The organism is Novosphingobium gossypii, from assembly GCF_050433305.1.
GTDB classification, from domain to species: Bacteria; Pseudomonadota; Alphaproteobacteria; order Sphingomonadales; family Sphingomonadaceae; genus Novosphingobium; species Novosphingobium gossypii.
Genome location: NZ_JBNPXM010000008.1, coordinates 178,896 through 195,766 on the forward strand (window position 1 = coordinate 178,896; position 16,871 = coordinate 195,766).

11 protein-coding genes are annotated in these 16,871 nt (G+C 65.4%); 10 read left to right on the forward strand and 1 reads right to left on the reverse strand.

Annotation, left to right across the window (positions count from 1 at the left end):
* Positions 1-275: 275 nt before the first annotated feature.
* Genes GGR40_RS15675 through GGR40_RS15685 form a run of 3 tightly spaced genes read left to right on the forward strand, consistent with a single transcriptional unit; the run spans position 276 to position 6,070 of the window.
* Positions 276-3,476, forward strand: a complete 3,201-nt coding sequence (locus GGR40_RS15675) for an efflux RND transporter permease subunit (RefSeq protein WP_429277176.1) — start codon at positions 276-278, stop codon at positions 3,474-3,476.
* The gene (locus tag GGR40_RS15680; RefSeq protein ID WP_429277177.1) at positions 3,469-4,656 is read left to right on the forward strand and encodes an efflux RND transporter periplasmic adaptor subunit; all 1,188 of its coding nucleotides are present in this window, start codon (positions 3,469-3,471) and stop codon (positions 4,654-4,656) included. Before GGR40_RS15675 ends, GGR40_RS15680 begins: the two co-directional genes overlap by 8 nt.
* Complete coding sequence (locus tag GGR40_RS15685; RefSeq protein ID WP_429277178.1) at positions 4,649-6,070, forward strand: efflux transporter outer membrane subunit; 1,422 nt, start codon at positions 4,649-4,651, stop codon at positions 6,068-6,070. Before GGR40_RS15680 ends, GGR40_RS15685 begins: the two co-directional genes overlap by 8 nt.
* A gap of 3 nt (positions 6,071-6,073) precedes the next feature.
* Here GGR40_RS15685 and GGR40_RS15690 read toward each other — a convergent pair whose 3' ends face one another.
* Entirely contained in the window at positions 6,074-6,961 is an 888-nt protein-coding gene (locus GGR40_RS15690; RefSeq protein ID WP_429277221.1) for a LysR family transcriptional regulator, read from the reverse strand.
* A 95-nt stretch (positions 6,962-7,056) separates the two neighbouring features.
* Between GGR40_RS15690 and GGR40_RS15695 the strand changes: the two genes are divergently transcribed.
* From GGR40_RS15695 to GGR40_RS15725, 7 genes are all read left to right on the forward strand, one after another.
* Positions 7,057-8,169: an S-(hydroxymethyl)glutathione dehydrogenase/class III alcohol dehydrogenase gene (locus GGR40_RS15695; protein ID WP_429277179.1), complete on the forward strand. Its 1,113-nt coding sequence runs from the start codon at positions 7,057-7,059 to the stop codon at positions 8,167-8,169.
* A 15-nt stretch (positions 8,170-8,184) separates the two neighbouring features.
* Complete coding sequence (gene fghA, locus GGR40_RS15700; protein ID WP_429277180.1) at positions 8,185-9,024, forward strand: S-formylglutathione hydrolase; 840 nt, start codon at positions 8,185-8,187, stop codon at positions 9,022-9,024.
* A gap of 409 nt (positions 9,025-9,433) precedes the next feature.
* Complete coding sequence (locus tag GGR40_RS15705) at positions 9,434-11,062, forward strand: ShlB/FhaC/HecB family hemolysin secretion/activation protein (protein WP_429277181.1); 1,629 nt, start codon at positions 9,434-9,436, stop codon at positions 11,060-11,062.
* Between the two features lie 42 nt (positions 11,063-11,104).
* On the forward strand, positions 11,105-11,665 hold the full coding sequence (locus GGR40_RS15710) for a 2OG-Fe(II) oxygenase (protein ID WP_429277182.1): 561 nt from the start codon (positions 11,105-11,107) through the stop codon (positions 11,663-11,665).
* A 659-nt stretch (positions 11,666-12,324) separates the two neighbouring features.
* Positions 12,325-13,482 carry an autotransporter outer membrane beta-barrel domain-containing protein gene (locus GGR40_RS15715; RefSeq protein WP_429277183.1) on the forward strand — a complete coding sequence of 386 codons (1,158 nt, stop codon included), beginning with the start codon at positions 12,325-12,327 and terminating at the stop codon, positions 13,480-13,482.
* A 115-nt stretch (positions 13,483-13,597) separates the two neighbouring features.
* Positions 13,598-14,632 carry a ParB/RepB/Spo0J family partition protein gene (locus GGR40_RS15720; protein WP_429277184.1) on the forward strand — a complete coding sequence of 345 codons (1,035 nt, stop codon included), beginning with the start codon at positions 13,598-13,600 and terminating at the stop codon, positions 14,630-14,632.
* A 955-nt stretch (positions 14,633-15,587) separates the two neighbouring features.
* Positions 15,588-16,823: a hypothetical protein gene (locus GGR40_RS15725; protein WP_429277222.1), complete on the forward strand. Its 1,236-nt coding sequence runs from the start codon at positions 15,588-15,590 to the stop codon at positions 16,821-16,823.
* Positions 16,824-16,871 lie beyond the last annotated feature (48 nt).

The following is a 16,871-nucleotide window of genomic DNA, read 5'->3' on the forward strand; positions in this document are numbered from 1 at the left end:
GGCATATCAATCGAGCGCGTATATATATTGGACAGAAAATATCCAAGCGCGCATCGGCGCGGGGCAGGGTGTTCCCTGCGTGCGGCCGACAAACACCGATCCCAGTCAAAAGGGCGGGTTATTGTCCGTGTTTCCTGTTCCGGCCACCGGAACCGCGCAATCATGTACGGGGCAGGTACATTCGCGGATCGCCGTGTGACGGGTCAAGGCAGAGGATGACGCTGACAGGGTCGTGAGGCCCGGATCGACCGTGCTCGCGACGCATGGAGAAGTCGATGATCGGTATCGTCAAAGTTGCCCTGTCCCGCCCGCTGACGTTCATCGTCATGGCCATTCTGATAGCGGTGGGCGGCATTCTGGCTGCATGGCGGACCCCGGTCGACATCTTTCCCGAGATCAAGGTGCCGGTGATCGCGATTGCCTGGCAGTATTCCGGCCTGCCGCCGCAGGACGTCACCGATCGCATGGTGACTCCGTTCGAGCGTGTGCTGACGACGACGGTGAACGATATCGAGCATATCGAAAGCCAGTCCTATCAGGGCATCGGCATCGTCAAGGTCTACTTCCAGCCCGGCGTCGATATTCGCACGGCCACGGCGCAGGTGACGTCGATCTCGCAGACGATCCTGCGCCAACTGCCGCCCGGCTCGACGCCGCCGCTGATCGTCAATTATTCCGCCTCCACCGTTCCGATCCTGCAGCTGGCGCTGTCCGGCAAGGGACTGTCCGAGCAGCAGCTGTTCGATATCGGCCAGAACCAAGTCCGGCCCAATCTGGTCACCGTGCCTGGCCTTGCCATGCCGTTTCCGTCGGGAGGACGCCAGCGGCAGGTGCAGATCGACCTCAACCCGCAGGCGCTGCAGGCGAGGGGGCTTTCGGCGCAGGACGTGGGGAACGCGATCGCTGCGCAGAACCAGATCAATCCTGCCGGCTTCGTGAAGATCGGCGCCACGCAATACAGTGTGCGCCTGAACAACTCACCCAGCTCGATCGAGGCGCTCAACGACATTCCCGTGCGCGTGGTGAACGGCGCCACCATCTACATGCGCGATGTTGCCTTCGTGCGGGATGGCAGTGCGCAGCAGCAGAACGTCGTGCACGTCAACGGCAGCCGCTCGGTGCTGCTGACCGTGCTGAAGAACGGCGCGGCGTCCACGCTGGCGATCGTCAACGGCGTCAAGGACAAGCTGCCGGACATCCAGCAGACCCTGCCGGACACGCTGAAGGTGCTGACCGTGGGCGACCAGTCGCTGTTCGTGAAGGCGGCGGTCAGCGGTGTCATCCACGAAGGCGCGATCGCTGCGGCGCTGACGTCGTTGATGATCCTGCTGTTCCTGGGTTCGTGGCGCTCCACCGTCATCATCGCGCTGTCGATCCCGCTGGCGGTGCTGGCGGCGATCATCGCACTGGCGATGTTCGGGCAGACGCTCAACGTCATGACGCTGGGCGGCCTGGCGCTGGCGGTCGGCATCCTGGTCGACGACGCCACCGTCACCATCGAGAACATCAACTGGCATCTGGAGCAGGGCAAGGGCGTGGTCGAATCCATCCTCGACGGCGCTGCCCAGATCGTCACGCCGGCTTTCGTGTCGCTGCTGTGCATCTGCATCGTCTTCGTGCCGATGTTCTTCCTGCCCGGCGTGGCGGGCTATCTCTTCGTGCCGATGGCGCTTTCGGTCGTCTTCGCGATGATCGCCTCTTTCATCCTGTCGCGTACGCTGGTGCCGACGCTGGCGATGTACCTGCTCAAGCCGCATGAGCCGGCAGGGGAAAACCACCATAACGCCGGGACGCCGCAGTCGCGCAACGTCTTCGTGAGGTTCCAGCGCGGTTTCGAGGCGCGGTTCGAGAAGGTGCGGGCCACCTACATCGGCCTGCTCAAGGGTGCCTTGCGCGCACGCAAGGGGTTCATGACCGGGTTCCTGGCGGTTGTCGTGGTATCGTTCGGGCTGCTGCCGTTCCTGGGCAGCAACTTCTTTCCCAGCGTCGATTCCGGCCAGATCGCAATGCACGTGCGCCTGCCGTCGGGCACCCGCATCGAAACCGCCGCCGCCGATTTCGAACGGATCACCCGCGAAGTGCGCGGCATCATCCCGGCAGATCAGCTGGGCACCGTCACCGACAACATCGGCCTTCCGCTCAGCGCCATCAACACGATCTATTCGAATTCCGGCACGATCGGGCCGCAGGACGGCGACATGCTCATCACGCTGAAGGAAGGCCACGCGCTCACCGACCGGTACGTGGACGAACTGCGCAAAAAGCTGCCGCGCGCGTTTCCGGGCGTGACGTTCGCATTCCTGCCCGCCGACATCACCAGCCAGATTCTGAATTTCGGCTCGCCATCGCCGATCGACGTGCAGATCGCCGGCAAGAACGCCGCCGCTTCGCGCGAATATGCGCACAAGCTGATGGCAAAGCTGGCCCGCATCCCCGGCCTTGCCGACCTGCGCCTGCAGCAGCCCGAACGCGCGCCACAGCTTGATGTGGACGTAGACCGGTCACGCATCGGCCAGTACGGCCTGAGCGAGCGTGACGTCACCACCAGCCTTGCCAGTTCGCTTGCAGGCACATCGCAGACCGCGCCGGTGTTCTTCGTCAATCCGGACAACGGGGTGTCCTACCCGGTGGTGGCGCAGGCGCCCGAATATCAGGTGGGCTCCATCAACGCGCTGGCCGACATTCCGGTCTCCGGCGCGGCGGGCATTCCGACGCAGCCGCTCGGGGCGCTGGCGCAACTCACGCGTTCCAGCACCACGCCGGTCGTTTCGCACTACAACATCCAGCCCGTGCTCGACGTCTACGCCACCACGCAGGGCCGCGATCTGGGCGCGGTGGCGGCAGAGGTCCAGAAGGCGATCGCCTCGCTCGAAAAGGAGCAGCCCAAGGGCGCGACGGTGACGATCCGTGGCCAGTACCAGACGATGAACACGGCCTTTTCCGGCCTTGGTTTCGGGCTGCTGGGCGCGATCTTCCTGATCTACCTGCTGATCGTGGTGAACTTCCAGAGCTGGGTCGATCCCTTCGTGATCATCACCGCGCTGCCCGCGGCCCTTGCCGGCATCGTGTGGATGCTGTTCGCCACCGGCACCACGCTGTCCGTCCCGGCGCTTACCGGCGCGATCATGTGCATGGGCGTGGCCACCGCCAACTCGATCCTGGTCGTCAGTTTCGCCCGCGAAAAGCTGGCCGAGCTGGGCGACGCCACGGAGGCAGCGATCGAAGCGGGGCTGGTGCGCTTCCGCCCGGTGCTGATGACCGCGCTTGCCATGATCATCGGCATGGCGCCGATGGCTTTCGGGCTGGGAGAGGGCGGCGAGCAGAACGCCCCGCTGGGCCGCGCCGTCATCGGCGGCCTGATCTGCGCCACGATCGCCACCTTGTTCTTCGTCCCCACAGTGTTCAGCTTCGTCCACCGCCGCCGCCATGGCGACGAGCAGACCCGTTCGATGGAAATGCAGCCCAGCCATGCTTGATCCTGAAACCACAGTCGCCGAAACCGGACCGTCGAGCGTTACGCTCAGGAAGGTCGGCATCGGCGCCGCCGTCATCGCGATCGCCATCGTCGGCTTCGGCATCGCGTCGCGCATCAGCGCCACCAACGACCTTGAGGCGGTTGCCGCCGATGCGTCCGTGCCGACGGTCAGCGTGATTTCGCCTGCGCAGGCGGGCAGCGGCGACGGGCTGGTGCTGCCGGGAACGGTGCAGGCCTATAACAGCGCGGCGATCAACGCGCGGACCAACGGCTATGTCCGCCGCTGGCTGGCCGACATCGGCGATCGCGTGCAGGCCGGCCAGACCCTGGCCGTGCTCGACGCGCCCGAGATCGACCAGCGGCTGGCGCAGGCCAAGGCCGACTACCAGACCGCGCTGGCCAACCAGCGCCTTGCCGCGACCACATCCAAACGCTGGCACGCGATGCTGGCGCAGGACGCGGTTTCGCAGCAGGAAGCGGACGAGAAGGCAGGCGATCTGGCGGCCAAGACCGCGCTTGCCAATGCTGCGCTCGCCAGTGTGCGCGAACTGAACGCGCTGCACGGGTTCACGCAGCTCTCTGCACCGTTCAGCGGCGTGGTGACAAGCCGTTCGGCCCAGATCGGCGCGCTGGTTGTGGCTGGCAACGCGGCGTCGCAGCCGCTGTTCACCGTGTCCGACGTGCACCGGATGCGCATCTACGTCCGCGTTCCGCAGGTCTATTCTTCGCAGATGCACGCCGGGATGAAGGCGGACCTCAGCCTGCCCGAATTCGCCGACCGCAAGATCGAGGCAACGCTGACCCGCAGCGCCAACTCGGTCGACGCACAGTCGGGCGCGATGCTGGTGGAACTGCAGGCGGACAATGCCGACGGCGCTCTGAAGCCGGGAGCGTTCGCGCATGTGCACTTCGACATTCAGGGCCAGAGTACCGATTTGCGCGTGCCGGGCAGTGCCATCCTGACGACGGAGAACGGCCCCAGCGTCGTCCTTCTGGGCAAGGATGGCCGTGTAACGGTGAAGCCGGTGACGATCGCACGTGACGAAGGCAAGACCGTGCTGATCTCGGTCGGCCTGCGCCGCGGCGACAAGGTCGTCGATTCCCCGCCGGACTCGATCCGCACCGGCGATCAGGTGCGGGTGGCTGCGCCCGATGCGAAGGGAGCCAAGGCCAATGGCTGACCGTCGGCCCGGCAGGACCGGCGCTGCGGCGCTGGCATTGGCGGCGCTGCTGTCCGCCTGCTCGATGGCACCCGAGTATCACGCGCCCGAAACCGCCGCGCCAGCGCAGTTCAAAGAAGTGGCCGGATGGACCGCCGCGCAGCCCCGTGACGAAGAGGGCAGGGGACTGTGGTGGAGCGTCTACGACGATCCCGTTCTTGCCGATCTGGAAGACCGGGCGGCCAAGGCCAGCCCGACGCTGGCCGCCGCGCTGGCGCGCTACGACGCGGCGCGCGCGACGGCGCGGGTCGATGCCTCGGCGCTCTTCCCGCAGATCGGCGTCAACGGGCAGGCTTCGCGCGATCGCGTGTCCGCCAACCGACCGCTCAGCACCGGTTCGGCGCGCGAATATGACAACTATGTCTCCGGGGGGTCGATCGACTACGAACTCGACCTCTGGGGCCGTATCCGCAACCAGGTGAAGGCCGCCGGGGCAGAAGCTGCCGCCAGCGTTGCCGACCTCGCCTCGGCTCAACTCAGCCTGCAGGCGGCGGTGGCGGACGCCTATTTCCGGCTGCGCGGACTGGATGCGCAGGCGCGTGTCCTCGACGAGTCGGTAAAAGCCTTCACCCGCGCTTACGATCTTACCGCCAAGCGCCATGCCGGCGGTGTTGCCTCCGGGATCGACGTCAACCGTGCAGGCACGGTGCTGGGCAATGCGCGCGCGCAGGAGGCGACCATCGCCAACCAGCGCGCGGCGACCGAGCACGAGATCGCCGCGCTGGTCGGCGAAGTGGCGTCGGCCTTTGGCGTGCCCGTAGCCCAGGTCATGCCTGCTCCACCCGCGCCGCCTTCGGCGACGCCGTCCGAACTGCTTCAGCGCCGGCCCGACATTGCCGCCGCCGAACGCCGGGTTTTCGCCGCTAACGCGCGGATCGGGGTGGCTAAGGCGGCGTTCTTCCCCAGCCTGTCGCTGGGCGCGACCGGAGGATGGCAGACGACCAACGGCTCGCTGCTGACCACGCCCAACACTTTCTGGTCGCTGGGGCCGCTTTCGGCGCTGCTCAACGTGTTCGACGGTGGCCGCCGTTCGGCACAGGTCCGCATCTCGCGCGCGGAGTATGACGAGACGGCGGCGGACTATCGCCAAACCGTTCTCACTGCATTCCGACAAGTGGAGGATGCACTGGCAGCCATGCACCACCTGTCCGACGCGTCCGTGGCGCAGAAGGACGCCGCAGACGCCGCCCAGCGCACCAGCGACATCGCCATGTCGCGCTATCGCGACGGTGCATCGGACTATCTGGACGTGGTGACCGCCCAGACCGATGCCCTTGCGGCGGAACGGGCCTACATCACCGTGCAGACACAGCGAATGCAGGCGAGCGTGGCCTTCGTGAAGGCACTGGGGGGCGGTCCTGCCGCTGCGCAGTAGTCCCTATCGCGCGAGCCCGCTTGCCAGCAGCGACGGCAACCGGCGACGCAGCAGATCGACCAGCATGCTCACCTTCGGGGAGAGGTGCTTGGGGCGGGGATAGACCGCCCAGATCGGCTCGTTGTCGGGGCACTCCTCGCCAAGGACTTCCTCCAGCGTGCCTTGCGCGATGGCGGCGGCGGCGTAGAACGCGGGCAGCTGGCACAGCCCCATGCCCGCCAGCGCCGCTTCCAGCACCATGGTGCCGCTGTTGCAGCGCCAGCGCCCTTCGGGGCGGAACGTCTCGCCCCGCTGGAAATGCCAGAGCGAAGCCGACCCGACGAGGCAGTCGTGCTCCTTCAGATCGGCAAGCCTGTTCGGGCGTCCCTTGCGTGCAAGGTACTCCGGCGCCCCGACGGTGACCATAGCCCGCGATGCCACCCGCGTCGCGACAAGGCGCGAATCTTCCAGCAGCCCGGTGCGGATAGCCAGATCGTAGCCCTGTCCGATCAGGTCCACCACGTCGTTGTCGAGGTCGCAGGAAATCGACAGGGCAGGATGCTGCGTCGCATATTCACGCAGGACCGGGCCGATGAAGCGCTCTCCCAGCGTATAGGAGCAGGTGATGCGCAGGTTCCCGCGCGGGGCCCCCTGCGCGGTGACTGCGGCAATCGCATCCTCGCGTTCGGAAATCAGGCGGCTGCCGGTATCATAGAGGATGCGGCCTGCCTCGGTCAGGCTGACGGATCGCGTCGTGCGGTGGATCAGTTGGCTGCCCAGGCGCGCCTCAAGCCGGCTGACCGCGCGGCTCATGTGGGTTACCGAAGCCCCGAACACGCGGGCGGCGGCGGTGAAGCTGCCGCTGCGCGCCACGGTCACGAACTCCTCGATTCCGTCCCAGGCGCCGATCATCTTTTCCACCCTGTTATAATGCTTTTCTCAACAAGCCCATTAACGACAATAAGGCAAGACGCTAGAAGGTCTGCAGCACATATGGAGATGCCCGCATGAAGACCCGCGCCGCCGTAGCCTTCGAGGCGAAGAAGCCGCTTGAGATCGTCGAAGTCGATCTCGAAGGCCCGAAGGAAGGCGAAGTGCTGGTCGAGATCATGGCGACCGGCATCTGCCACACCGACGCCTACACGCTGGACGGGTTCGACAGCGAAGGCATCTTCCCTTCGATCCTCGGTCACGAAGGCGCAGGCATCGTACGCGCCGTCGGCCCCGGCGTGACCAGCGTGAAGCAGGACGACCACGTCATTCCGCTCTACACGCCCGAATGCCGCCAGTGTAAGTCGTGCCTGTCGGGCAAGACCAACCTGTGCACCGCGATCCGCGCCACGCAGGGCAAGGGCCTGATGCCGGACGGCACCAGCCGCTTCAGCTACAAGGGGCAGTCGATCTACCACTACATGGGCTGCTCGACGTTCTCGAACTTCACCGTCCTACCCGAAATCGCCGTTGCCAAGATCCGGGAGGACGCGCCGTTCCAGTCGTCGTGCTACATCGGCTGCGGCGTCACCACCGGCGTGGGCGCGGTCATCAACACGGCCAAGGTCCAGGTCGGCGACAACGTGGTGGTGTTCGGCCTCGGCGGCATCGGCCTCAACGTCATCCAGGGCGCGCGGCTGGCAGGCGCGGACAAGATCATCGGCGTCGACATCAACCCCGACCGTGAGGAGTGGGGCCGCAAGTTCGGCATGACCGACTTCCTCAACACCAAGGGCATGAGCCGCGAGGATATCGTGGCGAAGATCGTGCTGATGACTGATGGCGGCGCCGATTATACCTTCGACGCCACCGGCAACACCGAAGTGATGCGCACCGCTCTGGAAGCATGCCATCGCGGCTGGGGCACCAGCATCATCATCGGTGTGGCCGAAGCGGGCAAGACGATTGAAACGCGACCTTTCCAGCTGGTGACCGGGCGCAACTGGCGCGGCACCGCGTTCGGCGGCGCAAAGGGCCGCACCGACGTGCCCAAGATCGTCGACATGTATATGACCGGCAGGATCGAGATCGACCCGATGATCACCCACGTCATGGGTCTGGAGGAAATCAATACCGCCTTCGACCTGATGCACGAAGGCAAGTCGATCCGTTCGGTCGTGGTCTTCTGATCGGGGGGCGCGGCGATGACTTTGGAGACGGTATCCAGCAACCGCAGCCACGGCGGCGTCCAGGGCGTGTACCGCCACCAGAGCGCGGAAACAGGGACGCCAATGACCTTTTCAGTGTTCGTGCCCGATCATGCGCCGGGCGCGAAGCTGCCGGTGCTGTGGTTCCTTTCCGGCCTGACCTGCACCCACGCCAACGTGACCGAAAAGGGCGAGTTTCGCGAACACTGCGCCCGTCACGGCATGATCTTCGTGGCACCCGACACGTCGCCGCGCGGAGACGACGTGCCGGATGACGAAGGCTACGACTTCGGCAAGGGGGCGGGGTTCTACGTCGATGCGACGCAGGAACCGTGGGTGGCGAATTTCCGCATGCGCTCCTACGTCGAAAGCGAATTGCCTGCACTGCTGGCCCAGCACTTTCCCGCCGACATGGCGCGGCAGGGCATTACCGGCCATTCGATGGGCGGGCACGGCGCGCTCACTATCGCCTTGCGCAACCCCGGGCGGTTTCGCTCGGTCAGCGCCTTTTCGCCGATCGTATCCCCGCTGGCGTGTCCGTGGGGGGACAAGGCGCTGACGGGCTATTTGGGCGCTGACCGCACCTTGTGGCGGGCTTACGATGCCTGTGCGCTGATAGAGGATGGCGCCCGCGTGCCCGACCTGCTGGTGGATCAGGGCACGGCGGACGGCTTCCTCGACGAGCAACTGAAGACGCATCTTCTGGCGCAAACCTGCGAAACGGCGGGGCAGCCGGCAACGATCCGGATGCAGGAAGGCTACGATCATTCGTACTACTTCATTTCCACGTTCATGGCCGACCACATCGCATGGCATGCCGGCCGGCTGACCGCCTGACCTGCGGGCAGCCCTGAAAAGGCAGGGCTGCCCGCTATTGCAGCCGATCCGAAGGCGACCGGGCGGACGCCGATTGCTCGCCATCGCCCGGTTCATCCACGTCCGCTGCGCCGAAATCCGAACGTTGCGTGCCTGTGACGCCCTGTTTTCGGCGTTCCGGCCCTCGTTTTCGTGTTCTGACCCCCATTTCCCGCGCGTCGTCCGCATCCGATGCACTCGGAGCGGTTGCGATTGCGCGTGAATGCCGCCCTGCGCTTCGTAATCTTCACGCAGGGGTATCCCGCCTCGACACCGAGGCCAGGGACGAAGGCAGAGCAACGTGACGAGGGCAGCAAACGACAGCAGGCGGCACTGCGGCACAGTGCACGCTTTTTCAAAGGGAGCCCGGTTCAGATACGGGCTTCTCGGCATGGGCGTCGTCGCGATGTTCGCGGCGGTTCCGGCGCTGGCGCAGGGGGCCGTGCCTCCGATCAGCGACGGAACGACGATCGACCGCGATCGGCTGGACAGACAGGATCCCACGATCCTGCGTCCCGCCGCGCCCGCACACCTTCCGGCAGCGCCTGTCAGTGTAGACGTATCGTCGGCGGTGCAGGTGCGGCTTACGCAGGTACGCTATGAAGGGGCCACGCTGAAGCAGGCTACCCTCGACGCGGCGACAGCCCCGTTCATCGGGGCGGTGTTGGACCGGACCATGCTGCAGAAACTCGCGGACGCAGTGAGCGCCGCTTACGCCAGAAGCGACATCGCATTCTATGCCGTCAGCATTCCCGCACAGTCGGGGGCGGGCGGCGTCCTGACGATCCGCGTCGTCGAAGGGCGCATCGTTCAGTACGCGTTATCGGGTGAAAGCCCCAGCATGCCCAAGCGCCTGATCGATGCGCATGCGCAGCGGCTGATGCGCGAAACGCCGACGCACAAGTCCACCATCGAACGGACCCTGTCGCTGCTACGCGACATCCCCGGACAAACGGTGCAGGCGAAGCTGCGCGGCACTGCAAGAACCGGCGAACTGGCGCTTGATCTCGAAGTAAAGCGCAAGCAGGTGGAGATCGCGCTGAACGTCAACAATCGCGGCGTGTTCAACGTGACGACTGGCGCACAGGCGCAAGTGGCTGTGGCCATCAACGGATTGCTGCGGGAAGGCGACACGACGCGGCTTTCGGGCTATTTGCCCCTGCAGCCCAGCCGCTACCAATTCTACACCGCCAGCCATCAGACCCCGATCGGGTCCAGCGGAACCACCATCGGTGTGACGGGGGCCTATGTCCGGACCCGGACCCGCGACCTCGGCATTCTGGGCGAAGCGAAACAGGCGGGCATCGTCATCGCCCATCCGCTTATCCGCAGCTACAAGCGCAACCTGACGCTGACCGCATCGGTCGATGCGACCAACAGCGACAACTATTACCTGGACACCGCCTTCGGAGGTTTCCGAACCCGCGCCGCGCGCCTTGGGGCAAGCTGGTCCGCGATCGGAAAAACCGGTGGCTACGGCGTGTCCCTTTCGCTCAGCCACGGCTTCGATGGGCTAGGGGCTCGGCCCATCCAAGGCTATTCCCGGCCCGCGTTCCGTAAGGCCAACGTACAAGGTACTTTCGTCAAGGAACTGGGAGCGCGGCTAGCGGGCAAAGTCACGGTCAGGGGGCAGTATAGCCCTGACAGACTTCCCACGACCGAACGCTTCGTGCTCGGTGGCGAGGGCGCTGGTCTCGCATTCCGCGATGGCTTCCTGACTGCGGACAAGGCGGTGGCTGGCGCGGCAGAACTGTCGCTGCGGGTATTGGGACCGAAGAACGCTAGCAGAGGGCTGACCCTGTTCGCCTATGTCGATGGTGCTCTCGCCAATTCGCGGGCGCGACCAGTATATGGAATTGTTGCGCAGGATTTTTCGCTAGCATCTGCCGGCGGAGGCGCAAGAATCACGCCGCTCAGAGGATGGACCGCGACGGCACAGTTGGCAGTTCCAGTCAAGTCACCATTCGATAGAATGAGCCGAAAGGCGCGATTTTTCTTTAGTGTTGCACGAACGCTATAATCGTTTTGCGTAAACGCAAAACCGCGGGCGAAGGGCTGTCATATGCGCAATGTCTGGGAAGTCTGGCCGCAAGCGTTAACCAGCGAGGAATGCGACACGATCGTCGATCGCGCGCGGAAATACTCGGAGGCCGAAGCTACTGTTGGATTCTCGGAATCGCTGCGCAGTGATCTGGCTTATCGAACATCCACGATCCGCTGGTTGGACGCGGCGCGAGAAGTTGATCTGGTTTCGCGCATTCTCAGCTTTGTAACTGCATCCAATCGCACCAACTTCGGCGTCGATATTGTAGCGCCCTATGAAATCCAGTTCACTGAATATCGTGCGACCAACAAAGGTCACTATGACTGGCACCAAGATGTGTGGCTGGAATCGCCCCGGCCTTTCGCCCGCAAGCTGTCGGTGGTCGTCCAGCTCTCAGAGCCCAGTGACTACGAAGGCGGCGATTTCGAGTTCTTCGGCATTCAAAGTCCGGGTGCCACGTTCGCGGCCAGAGGAAGCCTCCTCGTTTTTCCATCGTTCCTGCAGCACCGGGTTTTGCCTGTAACAGGAGGCCTTCGCCGCAGCCTGGTGACGTGGGTCGAGGGGCCGAACTGGCGCTAGGCAGAGGTAGTCTGGGCCAAGGCTAACAGGCCGCCCAGCCGCCTATCCATTTCACCCAAACGCCGTAGTTTCAGAGCGGACCGTTCGCCGGGTTGGTCTTGCGCAACGTCCGCGTAAGTGGAGCGCGGCTTACGATACCCAGCGCCCGCAACCCGCAAAACAAATGCAGACTGCGTGACACCGAACATCTCTGTACCGCCCGCCCATGCCTTACTGGTCCGTGTCGAGCAGCGCGCGAGTTGCCCGAGGCAGGACGCGGTTTGGCGGCCCTACTGCGGCCGGTACACTTCTCCAGCCCCGGGGCAATCTTCCCATCAGCGATCATGTCCGTGTTGGCTGCTTCGCTCTTCGTCATATCTCACCTTGCGCAACACCAGCGCTGCTCCGCGCAAAGCGGCGGTAGGAGGCAGGCAGGAATGAAAAAAGGCGCTGAAAATGCTGGTGGTGAGGTGGGATGCGCCGCAAGGTTACGTAAATGAACTTAAGCCCGCTTTGATGCCAGTTCGGCTGGCATCGTGCCGCCGCCGCCGCCACGATCAAGGGCATCGGGCCATGCAACAAGGCCCCGCGACATGTGGAGGACTATCTTGCGGCATGCCATTTCGGACCCGATGACCCGCGCCATTCTGGCAGTCATGACAGTTGGCGCTGCATTAGGAGTGTTAGCGTCCCCAGCCTCGGCGCAGACCTATGAGGCAGATGCGCGTTCCGCCGGGCAGGCAGCCATAGGCGCAGCGCTCGACACGGTGAGAGAACCTGCGGGCGGTGTCTATCGGCCGCTCCTAAACAGCCTCGATGCGCTGCCGGATGCCGCGGCGCGTGCAAATGCGCTGGGGCAATTGACCCCGGCGGCCTACCGCCTGATGCCGCGTCTGTCGGTGCAGTCGATGGATGCCACCGACCGCGACATTCGCGGCTACCTGGCGCAGCGCCGCGAACTGGCGCTGGACGCGTCCGCAAATGTGCCGACAAGCGGCGACCGCACGATCAACGCCATGGTCAGCTATGGTCTGAAGCAGGGGAACTACAAGGCGAGGCTGGATCGTCCCCGCGCCAATTTCGACAGCCGATCCATCCGCGCCGGGTTCGATGTCTCGCTGGTTCCCGGCCTGATCGTGGGCACGTCCATCGGCATCGACGGGATCGATGCCAACCTGGATCGCGGCCAGCAGCCGCGAAGCACGCTGTTCAATGCCAACATCACGCCTTACGCCAGTTACACCAACGGCAGGTTCTACGTCGATGCGACGGCAGGATACACGCGCAGCTGGTACAAGCTGCGTCGTCAGGTCAGTTTCACCGGTTTCGGCGACCGGCTGCAGTCCGGGCCGAACGGCGATAACGCCGCGGCAACGGCGGAGGCCGGTGGCATCATCAAGCTCGGCGTCCTTCGGGCGCAACCTTTCGCCGGGCTTCATTACCGTTATGCCGATCTTGGCGGCCTTGTCGAAAGCGGCGGTACGGCGGCGCTGGCCGTCGCCAGGTTCAAGACCGAATCCGTGCGCAGCAGCCTGGGTCTTCGAGCCTCGGCCACTTTGGGTCAGGGCGCATGGAAGCTTCGGCCCAGCGTGGAGGCGCAATGGCAACGGGAACTGCGGTCGCGCCCGGAAAGCCGGATCGAGGCAGTGTTCCTCTCGGGCGGGATACCGATCTTCACGATCCCATCGACCCATTACGACCGCGATGGTGCGGTCGTGGGGGCAGGGATCAGTGCAGTGCATGGCGAACGTACCGCGCTGCGTCTTTCCTACTCGGGCGAGTTCGCGAATGACCGCCGCATCCATGCCTTTGCAGTCACGGCGAACCATCGCTTCTGAAGCGTCGGCGTCCGAACGTATCGCGATAGAGCCGATCTGAACATAGTTCGGCGGGGCGGCCCGGATTACCTTCCGCTATGACGGGTCCACGGGTCATGGCAGCAGGGGACATGCGATGGGTAGCTTTGTTCGCGACATTCTGACGACGCTGTCTTACGAGCCGGATCCGGCCGAGGCCTTGCGCGTCGAAGGGGAAGAGCTGTCGCGCCTGGATCAGCGGCTGGCTGGCTTTGCGCAAGGGGGGGGCCGGGGACGCACTGCGGTATCCATCCGGCCTGCGGACTGTTCCGTCTGGGATGGCAATCCGCGCGACCAGCCTGGGCTTTCACCCGAAAGCTGCCGCTCGCTGATCGAATCCATAGCGCAGGAAGACGGCAACCGCATTCCGGTGCTGATCCGCCACAACCCGCCCGGTTCGGACCTGCCGTATCAGCTGCTGGTCGGCAGCCGCCGGCGTTTCGCGGTCGATTGGCTCAACCACAACGGAAGGCCTGAAATCCGCCTCAGCGCCATGATCGTGGACCTCAGCGACGAGGAGGCGTTCAGGCTTGCCGACATCGAAAACCGCGAGCGGCAGGACATCACCGAGCTTGATCGCGCGCGCAGTTATCAAAGCGCCGTCGATCGGTTCTATGGCGGCGTGCAGTCGCGCATGGCTGAGGCGCTCAACCTGTCGAACAGCCAGCTCAGCCGCCTGCTGTCTCTGGCGCAGATGCCTGACACCGTGGTCGATGCATTCGCCACGCGAGAAGAACTGCGCGTGCGCCATTCCGAAGTCCTGACGCCACTTCTGCGCCGCCCTGAGCAGCGCGAACGGCTGCTTGTGGCTGCTGCTGCCATCGGGCAGGAACAACAGCGCCTTGCCGCCGCCAACGAACGCATGATCCCTGCGGCAACCGTGCTGACCCGGCTGAAGCAGGCCGCTGCCGAAGGCGCCCCGGGCCGGGGCAACGATATGGCGGTCATTCTGGGAGATTCCCGGCTGGGCAGGTTGCGCCCCATCAAGGACGGCTTGTCGGTGGAACTGACGATCGCCAATGATGCGGATCTAGAGCAGGTTCTCACAGCGCTGCGGGCGGCGGTGATGGATGGCCGCGCGCGACTCGTCGAGCCTGCAGACGATACGGTTGAAGAACGCGCCGAGGATTGACGCACAGGGCTCGCGTCCAAGGCCGGTCGACGCGATTGCGGCTATAAATCACCTTCACTCCGGTTCCATGGCCCTCTTCCAGGCGCAAACCCCGTTTGCATGCTGGAGGGGGCCTTTTCACATCCTGACGCGGAGCTGCCGGGCCTGATGCCGGCTGAAACGGCTTTCCAGAGGTGTTTTGCTTGCTCCACCGGGAGGTTTCCAGAGCCGCCAACTTCATTGCTCCATTCCACCGCAAGCCTGCCGCCGGGACGGCTGCTTCTGCGCGCGATGTGCTCTCCGGCATGTGCCTAAGCCTGTGCTTACTGGGCAATTCATGGAGGACAACACGATGCAACGTAAACTCCCGCGCCGGTCGACAAGGCATATCCTGCTATGTGCGACGGCCATCCCGCTGCTGCTGCTTGGAGCCTGCGCCGACGGCGTAGGCTTTCGCGTAGGCGCGGGCGGCGGCGGCTCTCCGTCCGGTCCCTCGGGGCCATCGGGGCCGAGCGGTCCTTCCGGGCCTAACGGCCCGACTGATCCGAGCGGCCCTGGAGGTCCGACTGGCCCCGGAGGTCCGACTGGTCCCGGAGGTCCGACTGGTCCCGGAGGTCCGACTGGTCCCGGAGGTCCGACTGGTCCCGGAGGTCCGACCGGTCCCGGAGGTCCGACTGGTCCCGGAGGTCCGACCGGTCCCGGAGGTCCGACCGGTCCCGGAGGTCCGACTGGTCCCGGAGGTCCGACCGGTCCCGGAGGTCCGACCGGTCCTGGAGGTCCAACCGGTCCCGGAGGTCCGACTGGTCCCGGAGGCCCGACTGGTCCCGGAGGCCCGACTGGTCCTGGAGGCCCGACTGGTCCTGGAGGCCCGACGGGCCCAACCGGCCCGACCACCAGCTATACCGGCCCGGCAGCGGGCGTGAGCGTTGGCGGCACACCCATTCTTGGTCCCAGTGGGTCGGGTACGTTGATCGACGTGAATGTGAACCCGGACACCGCCACGCCGAACGGTGGATCGCTTGCGGTCGATGTTCTGACGGGTAGCGGCAACGTGGTCAGCGTCGCGCTGCCGACCACCACGCAGCAGGCCCAGAACGCGCTGGCGCCTGTTGGTTCGCTCACCGGCGCTCTGCTGGGGGATCAGGTCGGCTCGGCAGTTACGCAAGTGACGAACGGCCTTGCGCCGACGGTTGCCGGCGTGACTTCCACCGTTAGTCAGGTGACCACGCCGATACTGGGCACAGTGGATGCGGTGCTGGCGCCGGTCGTCGGGAACAACGGTCTGCTTGCCCCCGTCACCGGGCAACTGGGCGGCCTGATCGACGGCATCACCGGAAGCCTTCCCGGAAACGGCGGTGCCGCAGCACCGTCCTATACCGGGCCGCTGCTCGGCGTCGATCTGGGCAACACGGTCCTGACCGGGCCGAGCACCAGCGGCACGCTGGCAGGCGTCAACGTCCTGTCGGATAATCCCGGCCTCGTCTCCGGACAACTGGTGACGGCGGACGTCCTTGCCAACGGAAACGTTCTGGACGTCACCCTGCCAACTACGGCAGCAGGCGTCGCGCAGGGGCTTGCCCCTGTCGGCAACCTCGTTGGCGCGGCACTGGGCGCACAGGTGGGCGCTGGCGTCACGCAACTGACCGAGGGCGTGTCTCCGGTGCTGGCACCGGTTACAAGCGCCGTCGATGCGGTCGTGTCCCCTGTGCTTGGCACGCTGAACGGTACGTTGGGCCAGGCGGTCGGCGGGGTCGGATCGGGCGAGGCCGGAGGATCCGTCCTGGCGCCGGTGACCGGCGTCGTCGGCAGTCTGCTTGGCGGTGTTACGGGCGGCACCGGTACGGGCGACGTGCTTGCCCCGGTGACCGGCGTAGTCGGCGGCCTTCTGGGCGGCGGCGGCCAAAGCGGTGCGGGAAGCATCCTAGCTCCCGTCACCACCGTAGTGGGCAGCCTCGTGACCGGGGCAGGCAGTGAGGCGGGCGCGGGATCGGTGCTTGCACCGGTCACGGGCGTAGTCGGCGGACTGCTTGGCGCGACAGGAGGTGGCACTGGCGGCTCCGGGGCTGGGGGCCTTCTTGCTCCCGTCACGGGCGCGGTGTCGGGCCTTCTGGGCGGCACCGGCACGGGTGCCGGATCAGGTGGCGCGGGTACGGCCCTTGCTCCCGTGACCGGACTGGTCGGGGGGCTGCTGGGGGGCGTCTCGGGACGCTGAACCGATAGCGGGCGTGTCCGCCGAACGTTGCCCTCTCCCTGGGCGGAC